A 12,595-nucleotide genomic window follows, 5' to 3' on the forward strand; every position below is an offset into this window, starting at 1 on the left:
GCAGCGCAGTCCCTCTGCCGAACGGCATGAGCCGGTTGTCTTGTCTGCGCAGGATTGCCATTGATCCCTCAAAACGCGAATTTGTCCGCAGAGTCGGCCGGAGACCAAAGCATGAAACATTTCGCCCTGTCGGCCCTGATGGCCGCTGCCTTCTGGCTGACGGTCGGCCCTGCCCGTGCTGATGTCGCTGCGCTTTACGGGCGCGCCGACGATGTCTGGGACGCTCAGATATCCCCGAACGGCCGGTATGTCGCCCTGGGCTGCAGCCCGGGCGGTTGGCCGGGCATCTGCGTGTTCGATGCAGAACAGCCGGGCGACCCTCGCGTGTTGCGGGGGAATGCAGACACCCGCCTGCTGAATTTCTACTGGGCCAGTGACAAGCACATTGTCAGCAATGCCGCCTCGTATGAGCGAATGGCTGTATCTGCGGGCCTGCGCTTTTTTGAGTTCCGCAGGGCTGTGTCCTTTGATGTGACGACGGGCGATTATGCTATTCTGCTCAACAATATCGGCCTCTACACCGACACGACGCATGTCTCCTCCACCTGCGCGGCCAAGCCGGACAAGGTGATGATGCAGCTGACCGTGCGCGCGTCCAGTGATGCGCCCATCGGCAGCAAGATCCGTACGACCAAAGGCGGCGTCCGCGCGGAGAATTATGAAGTCGACCTGAAATCCGGACGCGGCAAGCTGGAAAAATCTCACAACACTTCCGTGGTCGATGTGCTCGTGGACAAGGACTGCAAGCCGGTCGTGAACGTGATCTACAACGACCAGCGCGGCGAGTTTGCACTGGAAAACGCAGAAACCCGCCGCCGCTTCTTCGAACTCAAGAGCGCGCCGGTTTGGCCGATGGACGTCATGGGCCTGTCAGACGACCGCAAGAGCGTGATCGTGCAGGCTGATTATGACGGTCATTTCGGCCTCCACCGCATCCGCATGAGCGACGGCGCGATGGAGCCGTTGAAGATCAATGGCGAGGAGTTGGGCAATCTTGGCGTCCTGCACGATGGCAGCATGGAAACCGTGATCGGCTTCTCCTACCTCAATGATCTGCAGGAGCATATCTACGTCGATCCGGAACTGGCGACCCTGCAAAGCGATCTTGAAGACATCCTGGGGATGACGGTGCGGATCGCCTCCATCTCCGTTGACCGCTCGATCATGACGATTGCGGCCGAAGAACCTGGAAAGCCCGTGCGCTTCTTTCTGTATGATGCCGCAGCGTCCGGCCTCGAGCCGCTCGGAAATATCGCCCCTCAGTTCACGGGCCGCGAGACAGGCAGTGTGACCGCCGTTTCGTACGAGGCGCGTGACGGGCTGGATATCCCCGCTTATCTGACCCTTCCGCCGGGCAAGAAACCAGCTGACGGTCCCTTCCCGCTGATCGTCATGCCGCATGGCGGACCGGAGGCGCGCGATTCCGCATCTTTTGACTGGTGGTCACAGGCCTATGCGGCTGCCGGATATGCCGTTGTCCAGCCGAACTTCCGCGGATCGTCCGGATACGGACCGGAATTCCGCGATGCCGGATTCGGAGAGTTCGGCGGCAAGATGATTGATGATATTGTTGATGCCATCGGCTGGGCTGAGGAGTCCGGCCTATCCAAAGGCAGTCAGGCCTGCGTGGCGGGGGCGAGCTATGGCGGGTATGCGGCGCTGATGAGCGCTCTGCGCGGCGCTGGCAAAGTGTCATGCGTGGTCGCGGTTGCTCCGGTGACGGACATTTTTGACCATATGGCGCGCTTTGATTCCGATGGGGCGGCCTATAATTATTGGGCGCGGTATGTCGGCGGCGGCAAGTTCTCCTCACCGGAGATGCGCAAGAGTGTCACGCCGGTCCAGCGTACGAACGAGTTCAACGTGCCGGTCCTGCTCATCCATGGCAAGAGCGACGTCGTTGTCGAGCCCTCGCAATCCCGGAACTTTGCGAAGGCCTGGGGCACACGCAAAGGATTGACCTTCATCGAGATGGATGGACAAGATCACTATCTGCGCAGCACCAAAGCCCGCACTGATACTCTGACCGAGAGCCTCCGATTCCTCGAAGAGAACCACCCTGGCAAACGCTGATCCTTCAGGCTGCCGGCGTTTCGGAAAACACCAGAAGCCGGACAGGGTCTCCCCTTCCGGTTTTGCCTGGCTTTCGGGTCCTGCGGATGGGGCTTCGCCCATGCGTCTGAGGACTTGGTAGTGAAGTGGTGGGGATTGTCTCTGCCCCAGTGCACCGGGGGCGAAGGGTCCCATCCGCATTCCAGCGATGCAGGGACCATCCCGTGCGCCGCCGACCCGCGTGAGGATAGGGCTACACCTCCTTGGCCTCACGCTTCGGGAGGGAGAATAGCTCCGCCACTGACCCTACCGGATTGGAAAACTGCGAAATCTCCCATCCCGCTCATCCCGGCGAAAGCCGAAAGCCAGAACACCTTGTTCTGCCGTGCTTTCTGGGTCCCGGCTTACGCCGGGATGACAAGGGGTGAGGGCGGGCACCGGGCGGCGGTGTTGCATAGGGCGTTTTGAACGCAACACGCTCCGCCGATACCTGAGAGTAAACCTCTCAATCCCCCGTCAGTTTCGGCGCGCGTTTTTCCTTGAAGGCGGTGACGGCTTCGCGCCGGTCGGAGAGATAGTTCGAGACGCTTTCCCAGCCGATGCTGGCATCCATCAGCTGCGCGGCGAGCGCGCGCAGCGGGATGTTCGCGGTCGTCTTCGTCCAGCGCACGGCCCATTTCGGGTTGGCGAGGATCTTGCCGGCAATCTCGGCGACTTTCGCGTCCAGCTCTGATCCAGGTACGGCATAATTGATGAGGCCAAGGCGCTGGGCTTCTTTGGCATCCAGCAGGTCGCCGGTCATCAGAAGTTCTTTTGCTTTCGCAAAGCCGATCAGCTGCGGCCAGATCAGCGCGCCGCCATCGCCGGCCACGAGGCCTACCTTCACATGCGGGTCGCCGATCTTCGCCGTCTCGTCGGCAATGATCACGTCGCAGAGGAGTGCAATCGTTGCGCCCAGCCCGGCTGCTGCGCCGTTCATGCGGCAGAGGATCGGCTTTTCCATCTGCAAGAGCGTGACGACGATCTGCTTTGCGTCCCAGCCAATGGCGCGGAAGCGTTCAGGGTGGGCGATCTGTTCCTCGAACCAGTCGAAATCCCCGCCCGCGCAGAATGCCCTGCCTTTGCCGGAAAGGATGATCAGGTCACTCTCGCTGTCGCGCTGCAGGCAGTTGAAGACCAGCGCCAACTCGGTGTGCATCGCCTCGTCGACACCGTTCACCGGGTGGTCGGACGTAATGTAAGCCGTCAGTACACGGCCCTTTCGCTCGAAGGTGAAGCGCTCCCATTTGTCCTTCGTGATGTCATATGCCGCGCTCATCGCCTGTCTCCCTGTCTGTTTGCCGCCACCCTAATGCGGCGGTGAGAGAAGTCACGGCCTGCCGGATTTCCTTGCCAGTGCGGCGTGCCGGTGGCATCCTTCCCTGCGGTAACGGGGCGCGCCAGTCCCTGCCCGGCGCAGCCCCGCTCGCAAGCGATGGAGCGTGCCATGACCATGCAATCCCTGATCGGCCCCCGGAACACGCCGCTGCTTGCCTGCAGTCCGGACGACCATCTGATGACGGCCGTAATCCGGCTGGTCAGCGACAGCGCCAATGCCATCGCCGTAACCAACCCGTCCGGCCAGCTTGCCGGCATCCTGTCGGACCAGGACATCATCCGCGCGCTCTATGCCGGGGGCGGGTCGGTCGGCAATGCCAAGGTGGAGGACTGGATGACGCGCAATGTGATCACGGTGACGGAAGACACTCGGCTCGATGCGGCGGTGAAGCTGATGGCGTTCCATCGCATCCGGCACATCGTCGTCACCGCAGAGAAGGGCCGGCCGATTGCGGTCGTCGGCATCCGGCAGATCCTGAAAAAGCTGCACGAAATCGACGAACTGGAGATCAACGTTCTGAGAGACATCGCCATCGCGCGCGGCTAAGACGAGGTAGCACCAGACGGAGCTGCCCTCCATGCCGCGCGATACCCTGTTTCTGCTGCCACCCGGATTTGCCGCAAACGGGCGCCGCGAATTCTGCCCGGAATGCGCGGAGCTTTGGGGCCTGCTCAGCTGGTTTCCGGCGCTGAAGGAGACGCTTCGGATCGTCTATGTCGGCATTGACCAGCCGCGCGCCGAGATAACCGCCCTGCTCGGCCCGGGCCATTTCAATGCGCCGACGCTGGTGCTGGCGGAGAAGTCGCAGCGAGCGGACGGCGTTCCCTATTCCGAAGCGAACGGGCACACCTACCTGCCCTCTGCCCGCCTGATCGCCAGACACTTCGCGGGGCTTCACGGTACGCCGCAACCGCGCGGGAGTTGATGCCCGCCCCCTTGCGCTCCCGCAGCGTCATGGTCCTCTCAATGCAGCAGAACCAGAACCGACCGGAGGAACGTCATGCCAGCCGCGCCCGTGAAGACCCGTATCACCGAGATGCTGGGCATCGAGAAACCGATCATTCAGGCGGCGATGGGCTGGATTGCGCGCTCGAAGCTTTCTTCGGCGGTGTCGAATGCCGGCGGCATGGGCATCATCGAGACTTCGTCCGGCGAGCTTGATGCCATCCGCGACGAGATCAAAAAAATGAAGACGCTGACGGACAAGCCCTTCGGCGTGAACGTGGCGCAGGCCTTCGTGCGCGATCCGAACATCATCCCCTTCATCATCGACCAGGGCATCAAGTTCGTCACCACCTCCGCTGGCGATCCGATGAAGTACACGTCCACTCTGAAGGAAGCGGGCCTCACCGTATTCCATGTTGTCCCCTCCCTCGCCGGTGCGATGCGCGCCATCGAGGCGGGCGTGGACGGGCTGATCGTGGAAGGCGGTGAAGGCGGCGGGTTCAAGAACGCGAAGGATGTCGCCTCGATGGTGCTGATCCCACAGGTCTGCGAGGCGGTGGATGTGCCGGTAGTCGCTGCCGGCGGCATCATGGACGGGCGCACGATGGCAGCCGCCTTCGCGCTCGGCGCCGAAGGCGTGCTGATGGGTACACGCATCCTCTCCTCTGCCGAAAGCCCGGTGCACGCGAACTGGAAGGAGGCGATCGTGAAGGCCGATTCCACCGACACGGTGTTCCTCAACCGCGCCGGCCCCGGCCCTGCCCTGCGCGCGCTGCGCACCGAGCGCACCAGCCGCATCGAGAAGGAGGGCAGTCCCAATATCTTCGGAGAATTCGCGGGGACTCAGAACGTCTACTTCGGGGGCGATCTCGAGGCGGGCATTGCCCTGACCGGCCAGGTGGCGGGCCGCATCCGGGAAGTGAAGCCCATCGCGCAGATCTTCGAGGAGACGCTGGAGGAATATCACCGCATTGTCGCCGGTCTGCCGCGCTGATGCGCGGTATGACCCGGACGGGTCAGAATTGACGGGATTCCGGCAAAATCCTGTCGTTTCTTATTGTAAATCGCTATCCCCAGAGGCTAAACAGCCCACCAAACCTGTTTGCCAGAGGAAGTATGATGAAAATGTCGGAAGCCCTGAAGGGCGGCGTGGCCGCTCTCGCCCTTGTTGCAACAGCCGCCTGCGGAGGCACCGCCGCCGACAAGCCGGTGGCCGGTGTCGAGATCGCGCTGCCGGAAATCACCGTCACGGACGCTGAACTGGACGGCAACCCGTTCCGCGCCGATTGGACCGGCCCGTATGGCGTGCCGCCCTTTGCCGAGATCCGCAACGAGCATTTCAAACCGGCGATCCTGAAGGGCATCCTGGAATCGCGCGCCGAAATCGCGGCCATCGTCGACAATGCCGAGGCGCCGACCTTCGACAACACGATCCTTGCCCTTGAGCGTTCCGGCAAGTCGCTGAACAAGGTGATGGGCGTCTTCGGCAACCTCTCCAGCACCGACACGAATCCGGAAATCCAGGCGCTGGAAGCCGAGATCTATCCGATGCTCTCGACCGAGCGCGATGCGGTAACGTTCAATCCGAAACTCTTCGCCCGCGTGAAGGCCGTCTATGACCAGCGCGACCGCCTTGGTCTGGACGAACAGGACGCGCGCCTGCTCGAACTCACCCATCGCGGCTTCGTGCGCGCTGGCGCTGGCCTCTCGCCGGACGTTCAGGCGGAAGTCTCCAAGATCAACGCCGAACTGTCGGGCCTGACGACAACCTATGGCCAGAACCTGCTTGCTGCCTCGAAAGACTTCAAACTGGTGGTCACCGACGAAGCCCGCCTGAAGGGCCTGTCGCCGGACTTCAAGAACGCGCTCGACCGGGACGGCAACAAGACCTGGGAAATCGGTCTCGACCGTCCGGTGTTCGAAGGCTTCATGACAGCCGGTGAAGACCGCGAGCTGCGCAGCCAGCTGTTCGATGGCTACCGCTTTCGGGCCAACTCGGGCGAGTGGGACAATGGCGCGCTCGCCATCAAGATCGCCCAGCTTCGCGCCAAGCGCGCCGAGCTGATGGGCTACAAGAGCCATGCGCACTACGTCCTCGAAAACCGCATGGCGAAAACGCCGGAAGCGGCCATTGAGTTCCTCGTGAAAGTTCTCGAACCGGGCCTGAAGCGCGCGGCCGAAGAGCAAGCCGACATGGAAAAACTCGCCGGCTTCCCGATCGCGGGCCATGACTGGTGGTTCTATGCGGAGAAAGTCCGCGCCGACAAATACGCCTTCGACGACAACCAGCTGCGCCCCTACTTCCAGCTGGACGCCGTGCGCGACGGTGCCTTTGAAGTGGCCGAGCGCCTGTTCAACATCACGCTGACGCGCGCGGATGTGGCTGGCTGGCACCCGACCGTTGAGTCCTACGACGTGAAAGATGCCGCGACCGGCCAGCATCTCGGCCTGTTCATGATCGACATGTTTTCCCGCGACTCCAAGCGTGGCGGGGCCTGGATGAGCGGTTACCGCGACAGCTCCGAAATGGACGGCACGGTTACGCGCCCGATCATCACCAACAACATGAACCTCGTGCCCCCGGCCGAAGGCCAGCCGGCGCTGATGTCGATGGATGCGGTGGAAACCCTGTTCCACGAATTCGGCCACGGCCTGCACGGCCTGCTGACGACGATCCGGTATCCGAGCTATTCCGGCGTCTATGGCGGACCGGACTATGTCGAGTTCCCGGCGCAGGTGCTGGAACACTGGGCCACCGAGCCGCAGGTTCTGTCCGTGTACGCCCGTCACTACCAGACCGGCGCGCCCCTTCCGCAGGACCTGATCGACAAGATGAACAAGGCCGCGACCTTCAACCAGGGCTTCAAGACCACCGAGTTCATCGCCGCGTCGCTGATCGACCTGCACTGGCACATGCTGTCCTCGGAAGAGGCCGCAAAGGTGACCGATGCCCGCGCCTTCGAGCTTGAGGTTCTGAAGAAATACAACATCCCGGAAGTGATCGAGCCGCGCTACCGCTCGACCTATTTCTCGCACATCTTCGATGGCGGCTATTCGGCCGGCTATTACTCCTATCTGTGGGCTGAAATTCTGGATGCGGACGGTTTCGATGCGTTCAAACAGTCCGGCGACATCTTCAACCCGGAACTCGCCGCTAAACTCAAGAAGTGGGTCTACGAGTCCGGTGGCCTGCGGGAAACGGACGAGCTCTACCGCAACTTCCGCGGCTCCGACCCTGGCATCGATCCCCTGCTGCGCAAGCGCGGCTTTGCCGATCCGGCGCCTGCGGAAGGCTGATCGAAGCCCCTTTTCCAAAACAAAAGCCCCGCCGATTGGCGGGGTTTTTTCGTTTTGCGTTGGTTGCTAAGGCAGATCAGCCGCTGACCGATTCCTTGCAGATCACGGCGCGGACATCCTCTTCCGTGCGCGCCTTGCGCAGTCCGTCGCGCACGGCGCTCTGACGGAAGACGCGGCTGACCTGGGCGAGCGCCCGCAGATGATCCGCTCCCGAACCATCCGGCGCGAGCAGCATGAACACGAGGTCGCAGGGGCGCTCGTCGATCGCTTCGAAATCCACCCCGTGCAGAAGGCGCATGAACCCGCCGACCGGTTTTTCCAGCCCGGGAAGGCGCGCATGAGGGATCGCCACACCTTCGCCGACACCGGTGGAGCCGAGACGTTCGCGTTCCATCACGGCGTCCTCGATGACGCGCGCGCCGATGCCGGTCGCCTCGCTCAGCGCTTCGCACAGGACGTGGATTGCCTGCTTGCGGCTCGGCACGTCGTGAAGCGGGATGATGACCCCACCTTGCAGCAGGGCACTCAGATCTGTGGCCATCAATCTACAGGTCCATGAATCTCAGGTGCGGGGCGTGTTGGCGGGGTCGACCCAGCCAATGTGCCCGTCGTGGCGGCGGTAGACCATATTCAGCCCGTCATGGCCAGCATTCCTGAACATGAGTGCCGGAACATCCTGCAATTCCAGCTGCATAACTGCCTCCGAAACGGTCATTGTGCGAATCTGCACGCTCGTTTCTGCAACTGTCAGGGGAGCGTCACCCGCCTCTATACCCTCATCCTGTGAATCATCCGTGTCTGCCGACTGGAACAGCATTTCGGATGCCGGTTCGGCCGGCAGCGGCTGCGGCGCGGTGGCGTGGTGGTCCTTCAGGCGGCGCTTATAGCGGCGCACCCGCTTTTCCATCTTGTCGAGGCTCGCCTCCAGGGCGGCATAGGGGTCGTCTGCCTTGCCGGAGGATTGCAGCACGATCCCTGATGGCAGGTGGACATTGCAGTCGACCTCGATCCACGGCCCCTGTTGGGAAACGAAGACATTGGCGTCGCCGGTGCGATTGAAATACTTGGTCACGGCGGCTTCCAGCCCCGTCTCGATCCGCCCTCGCAGCGCCTCACCCAGTTCGATATGCCGGCCGGTGATCTGGATCTGCATGGGAGTCTCCTTTGCGAGTGACCTGTGACAAATATGGCGCATCCGGATGAGATTAGCGACTCCCATCACGACTCTGTCAGGGCAAAAATCCGTAATCTTGAGGAGATCCCGCAGGTCTGCTGCAGAAACCGTATTCGTTCAGACGCGGCCTTCCAGTTCGGCGAGGCGCGCCCGCGTTATCGCCGCGTCTTTCTGCAAGCCCGGATGCGAGGGATTCGCCTGCGCCAGCGCCTCGGCAATCGGCAGGCTCTGACGGTAACGCGCAATCGCGCCGGCCCGGTCGCCCGATGCGGCGAGCACATCCCCGAGCCGCTCATAGCTGATCGACAGGTCGCGCTGCGCCTCTGCCGAGGCCGGATTGTCCCGCGCGAGGCGCTCTGAAACCTTCAGCCCCGCCTCATACTGCGCCCGCGCCCCCGAAAGGTCGCCCCCCTCCCGCAACACATCCCCGAGCGCATCGGCGGCGACGCTCTTCTCGCGTTCAGTGGCAGCCGAGCGCGCTGCGGCCTCGGCGGCCAATCTTGCCCCGGCTAGGTCGCCGCCGGTCTGGCGCAGTCGGGCGAGCTCGACGCAGGTCCAGAAATCGTCAGGCTGTAGGCGGAAAGCTTCCTCATAGGCCGCCTTCGCCTTCGCAAAATCGACACCCAGTACGAGCGCACCAAGTCGGCGCCATTTCTCCGCTGCGGCTTCTGCGTCAGCGCGGGCATCGCGCTCCAGCGTGGCGATGGCGCCGGCAAGGTCGCCTGCGGCCAGCTTTTCGGCCGCCGCATCAGCCGCAGGGCTCGCCTCGGCGACGATCTCCGCGACAGCAGCATCCCGTCGACCGCGTTCCTCTGCCCCAAGCGGGTCCGCGCCGGCAGCGACCTGCAGTCTCTGAAGCGCATCGAGCCGCGCGAGGATTTCCTCCTGGCGGCGGGCATTCTCGGCCTTCTCTGCGGCGAGGTCGGCTTTCAGTTTCTCGACATCCTTCCTCGCGGCCTTCGTTTCCGGCACGAAGGTGTCACGCGCCGTGGTGACGGGCCGGGTGACAAGGCCCCAGAGGAAGCGCAGGAGCGCGATCGCCCCCTGCACAATCTGGATCACCACCCAGACACTGGCGAGCGCGGCGACGACGCCCAGCGCACCAGCGGCCCACAGCGGCAAGGTGGCAATCAGACCGTGCAGCCAGTCGGGCGTCTGACCGGTCAGCCATTCCCGGAGGCGGGCGCCATCATCGGCCAGCCAGATGTCGAATGCAGCCAAGGCCAGCCTCCGTGTGCTTTCAGACTAACCAGAGGTTAACAAATCAAGGCGGCGCGGCAACCAGGTTTAGCGTGTCAGTTTTCCAGCAGGGCGCGTTGTCCCTTGTAACCATGCTTCTTCAGAAGGCCGCGCAGCTGGTGATAGGTGAGGCCGAGGGCCTCGGCGGCGCGGCCCTGATGGCCGCCGGCTTCGGCCAGAGCCGCATCGATCAGTCGGAGTTCGTAGAGCCGCGTGGCTTCGGTGAAGCCGCCCGGAATGCTCCATATGTCAGGGGTCTCTATCAGGCGTTTTTCCGGACGGTTTATGGACTGCCCGGAGGGCCGCCAGGGCGAGGCAAACGGGTCGAGCGCGGCGGGGTCGAACTGTACCGGATCGTCCGGCGCGGTGAGCAGGGCGCGGTGGGCGAGGCGTTCGGCGAAGTTGCGCAGCTCGCGCACATTGCCCGGCCAGTCATGCGTCTCGATCGCAGCGATGGCCGACGGCGCAAAGCCCGGAAAATCCTGCGCCATCTCCACCGCCATGCGGCGGGCGAAGAAATCCGCCAACAAGCTCTTGTCGCCGTGCCGCGCGCGCAGAGGCGGCAGGGTGATGACATCGAACGAGAGCCGGTCGAGCAGATCCCACCGGAACTTTCCCGCTTCCGCAAGCGCCGGCAGGTCCGCGTTGGTTGCCGCCACGATGCGCACATTCGTCGTCAGCACTTTCGAGCCGCCGACGCGCTGGAACTCGCCATATTCGACCACGCGCAGCAACTTTTCCTGCAGCGCCATGCCGGCGGTCGCGATCTCGTCGAGGAAGATGGTGCCGCCATCGGCGAGTTCGAACCGGCCGCGGCGCTGTTCGGTCGCGCCGGTGAAAGCACCGCGCTCATGGCCGAACAGTTCGGAATCGAGCAGGGTTTCGGTCAGCGCCGCGCAGTTCACCTTCACGAACGGGCCTTCCCAGCGCTTCGACAGGAAGTGCAACCGCTCGCCGACGAGTTCCTTGCCGGTGCCGCGCTCGCCGATAACCAGCACCGGCCGGTCCAGCGGGGCAACACGGCTCGCATGCTCCAGCGCTGACAGCCAGGGCGCGGATTCGCCAACGAGATGAGAGGTTCGCTCGACCATGAGGCCGATATAGCCAAAATCACTGGTGAAATCGACCAAATATTCTGCACCTTTCGCCACGAAAGTGTTAAGGCAATGCACCAGAAAACTTTTTATTTATATATTACAAGGCTTTAAACATTTAATCCGAAACTGGCACGGTCCTTGAAAAAGAGAGCCCATCAGGACGATGGGCAATCGAAACCTAGAAGGACCAGACAAGACATGAACGACCAGGACTATCGCTACCCACCCCGCTCGGATGCCGGCCGCCTTGGCCGCTGGCTGTCCACGCGGCCGGCTGAATCGTGGATCTTCTTTGCCGCGGGCGTGTTCCTCGGCGGCTTCTTCTTCTGATCCGAGCAAAGAAAGGATAACCACAATGGGTCTGTTCTCCCGCCTCGGCGACATCATCAACTCGAACATCAACGCGATGCTCGACGGCGCCGAAAATCCCGAAAAAATCGCCCGGCTGATCATCCAGGAAATGGAAGACACGCTGGTCGAAGTGCGCACCTCTGCAGCCCGCGCAATGGCCGACAAGAAAGAGATGGAGCGCGAGATCGTTCACTTCTCCGGCGCCCGCGATGACTGGTCGGCCAAGGCCGAACTCGCCATCGACAAGGGCCGCGAGGACCTTGCCCGCGGCGCGCTGCTGGCCAAGCAGAAAGCGGAAGCTGAAATCCAGCGCCGCCAGGAAGCCATGGTGATCGCCGAAGACGCCTTCGCCCGCCGCCAGGAAGACCTGGTGAAGCTGCAGGCCAAGCTCGACGAGGCGAAAGCCAAGCACCGCGCGCTGGTGATGCGCCGCGAGGCTGCCGAGCAGCGCATCCGCATGCGCAGCCAGCTCTATGATGGCCGCGCAGACGAGGCGATCGCCCGCTACGCCAATCTCGAGCGCAAGGTGGACGAGATGGAAGCCTATGCAGACGCAATCCGCGGCGGCGAGCCGAGCCTCGCACAGGAGTTTGCCGAGCTCGAGCAGAACGAAGCCATCGAAAAAGAACTCGCCGCCCTGAAAGCTCGCAAGAGCAAGGGCAGCAAGAAATCCGAGGACTGATCAATGCTGACATCTCTTGCATTCCTCATCGGCTTTCTCGCCGTCATCTGCGCCCCGGGCCTGATTGCCCAGGCACGCAACCCTTCGAGCGCCTCCTCTGAGGGAGACGCCTGATGGACGAGGCTGCCATTGTCCTCATTGCCCTTACCGGCACGCTCGCCCTGTTCGTCGTGCTGCCGGGCATGATCCTGCACTATGTCACGATGTGGCGCCGGCAGAAGACCTTGCAGCCTGACGACGAGCGTATGCTGGAAGACCTCTGGCGCTCGGCGAAATCCATGGAGCGGCGCATCGAGTCTCTCGAAGCCCTGCTCGACAAATCCGAGGCGGATGCCCCGCGGCGTCCGCCCCGGCCCTCCCGATCCACTTTTGAGGAATAG

The 12,595-nt window shown here is 62.9% G+C and carries 13 protein-coding genes; 8 read left to right on the top strand and 5 right to left on the bottom strand.

Translation table 11 applies throughout. From position 1 onward, the window contains the following. Positions 1–111 precede the first annotated feature (111 nt). Positions 112–2,073, top strand: coding sequence for an alpha/beta hydrolase family protein (locus ACK4TE_RS08645; protein ID WP_409911095.1), 1,962 nt, complete (start codon positions 112–114; stop codon positions 2,071–2,073). A 484-nt stretch (positions 2,074–2,557) separates the two neighbouring features. Here the strand turns inward: ACK4TE_RS08645 and ACK4TE_RS08650 are convergent, their stop codons facing one another. After that, the gene (locus ACK4TE_RS08650; RefSeq protein ID WP_409911096.1) at positions 2,558–3,370 is read right to left on the bottom strand and encodes an enoyl-CoA hydratase/isomerase family protein; all 813 of its coding nucleotides are present in this window, start codon (positions 3,368–3,370) and stop codon (positions 2,558–2,560) included. A 168-nt stretch (positions 3,371–3,538) separates the two neighbouring features. Between ACK4TE_RS08650 and ACK4TE_RS08655 the strand changes: the two genes are divergently transcribed. The 4 genes from ACK4TE_RS08655 to ACK4TE_RS08670 all read left to right on the top strand — a co-directional run bounded on the left by ACK4TE_RS08655 (position 3,539) and on the right by ACK4TE_RS08670 (position 7,672). Further along, the gene (locus tag ACK4TE_RS08655; protein WP_409911097.1) at positions 3,539–3,976 is read left to right on the top strand and encodes a cyclic nucleotide-binding/CBS domain-containing protein; all 438 of its coding nucleotides are present in this window, start codon (positions 3,539–3,541) and stop codon (positions 3,974–3,976) included. A gap of 31 nt (positions 3,977–4,007) precedes the next feature. Then, positions 4,008–4,355, top strand: coding sequence for a DUF3088 family protein (locus ACK4TE_RS08660; protein WP_409911098.1), 348 nt, complete (start codon positions 4,008–4,010; stop codon positions 4,353–4,355). 75 nt (positions 4,356–4,430) lie between these two features. After that, positions 4,431–5,369, top strand: a complete 939-nt coding sequence (locus ACK4TE_RS08665; RefSeq protein ID WP_409911099.1) for an NAD(P)H-dependent flavin oxidoreductase — start codon at positions 4,431–4,433, stop codon at positions 5,367–5,369. Positions 5,370–5,500: 131 nt separating this feature from the next. Then, positions 5,501–7,672 carry a M3 family metallopeptidase gene (locus ACK4TE_RS08670; protein WP_409911100.1) on the top strand — a complete coding sequence of 724 codons (2,172 nt, stop codon included), beginning with the start codon at positions 5,501–5,503 and terminating at the stop codon, positions 7,670–7,672. Positions 7,673–7,748: 76 nt separating this feature from the next. On the opposite strand, the gene ACK4TE_RS08675 is transcribed toward ACK4TE_RS08670, so the two are convergent. From ACK4TE_RS08675 to pspF, 4 genes are all read right to left on the bottom strand, one after another. Continuing rightward, complete coding sequence (locus ACK4TE_RS08675; protein ID WP_409911101.1) at positions 7,749–8,213, bottom strand: PTS sugar transporter subunit IIA; 465 nt, start codon at positions 8,211–8,213, stop codon at positions 7,749–7,751. A gap of 21 nt (positions 8,214–8,234) precedes the next feature. After that, complete coding sequence (hpf, locus tag ACK4TE_RS08680) at positions 8,235–8,825, bottom strand: ribosome hibernation-promoting factor, HPF/YfiA family (RefSeq protein ID WP_409911102.1); 591 nt, start codon at positions 8,823–8,825, stop codon at positions 8,235–8,237. Positions 8,826–8,963: 138 nt separating this feature from the next. Continuing rightward, positions 8,964–10,067, bottom strand: coding sequence for a hypothetical protein (locus ACK4TE_RS08685; RefSeq protein WP_409911103.1), 1,104 nt, complete (start codon positions 10,065–10,067; stop codon positions 8,964–8,966). A gap of 74 nt (positions 10,068–10,141) precedes the next feature. Beyond that, positions 10,142–11,176, bottom strand: a complete 1,035-nt coding sequence (pspF, locus tag ACK4TE_RS08690) for a phage shock protein operon transcriptional activator (RefSeq protein WP_409911139.1) — start codon at positions 11,174–11,176, stop codon at positions 10,142–10,144. A 204-nt stretch (positions 11,177–11,380) separates the two neighbouring features. Here pspF and ACK4TE_RS08695 point away from each other — a divergent pair, with 204 nt between their 5' ends. From ACK4TE_RS08695 to pspB, 3 genes are all read left to right on the top strand, one after another. Further along, the gene (locus ACK4TE_RS08695; RefSeq protein ID WP_409911104.1) at positions 11,381–11,512 is read left to right on the top strand and encodes a hypothetical protein; all 132 of its coding nucleotides are present in this window, start codon (positions 11,381–11,383) and stop codon (positions 11,510–11,512) included. Between the two features lie 25 nt (positions 11,513–11,537). After that, positions 11,538–12,215 (top strand): phage shock protein PspA, encoded by a 678-nt coding sequence (gene pspA, locus ACK4TE_RS08700; RefSeq protein WP_409911105.1) that lies wholly within the window; start codon positions 11,538–11,540, stop codon positions 12,213–12,215. Positions 12,216–12,328: 113 nt separating this feature from the next. Beyond that, positions 12,329–12,595 (top strand): envelope stress response membrane protein PspB, encoded by a 267-nt coding sequence (gene pspB, locus ACK4TE_RS08705; protein WP_409911106.1) that lies wholly within the window; start codon positions 12,329–12,331, stop codon positions 12,593–12,595.

This window comes from Hyphomonas sp. (genome assembly GCF_046313975.1).
Taxonomy (GTDB): domain Bacteria; phylum Pseudomonadota; class Alphaproteobacteria; order Caulobacterales; family Hyphomonadaceae; genus Hyphomonas.

Excerpts from the sequence above, each read along its gene's own strand:
- ACK4TE_RS08645 (WP_409911095.1), top strand. The coding sequence starts at position 112 with ATGAAACATTTCGCCCTGTCGGCCCTGATGGCCGCTGCCTTCTGGCTG.
- ACK4TE_RS08650 (WP_409911096.1), bottom strand. The coding sequence starts at position 3,370 with ATGAGCGCGGCATATGACATCACGAAGGACAAATGGGAGCGCTTCACC.
- ACK4TE_RS08655 (WP_409911097.1), top strand. The coding sequence starts at position 3,539 with ATGACCATGCAATCCCTGATCGGCCCCCGGAACACGCCGCTGCTTGCC.
- ACK4TE_RS08660 (WP_409911098.1), top strand. The coding sequence starts at position 4,008 with ATGCCGCGCGATACCCTGTTTCTGCTGCCACCCGGATTTGCCGCAAAC.
- ACK4TE_RS08665 (WP_409911099.1), top strand. The coding sequence starts at position 4,431 with ATGCCAGCCGCGCCCGTGAAGACCCGTATCACCGAGATGCTGGGCATC.
- ACK4TE_RS08670 (WP_409911100.1), top strand. The coding sequence starts at position 5,501 with ATGTCGGAAGCCCTGAAGGGCGGCGTGGCCGCTCTCGCCCTTGTTGCA.
- ACK4TE_RS08675 (WP_409911101.1), bottom strand. The coding sequence starts at position 8,213 with ATGGCCACAGATCTGAGTGCCCTGCTGCAAGGTGGGGTCATCATCCCG.
- hpf (WP_409911102.1), bottom strand. The coding sequence starts at position 8,825 with ATGCAGATCCAGATCACCGGCCGGCATATCGAACTGGGTGAGGCGCTG.
- pspF (WP_409911139.1), bottom strand. The coding sequence starts at position 11,176 with ATGGTCGAGCGAACCTCTCATCTCGTTGGCGAATCCGCGCCCTGGCTG.
- ACK4TE_RS08695 (WP_409911104.1), top strand. The coding sequence starts at position 11,381 with ATGAACGACCAGGACTATCGCTACCCACCCCGCTCGGATGCCGGCCGC.
- pspA (WP_409911105.1), top strand. The coding sequence starts at position 11,538 with ATGGGTCTGTTCTCCCGCCTCGGCGACATCATCAACTCGAACATCAAC.
- pspB (WP_409911106.1), top strand. The coding sequence starts at position 12,329 with ATGGACGAGGCTGCCATTGTCCTCATTGCCCTTACCGGCACGCTCGCC.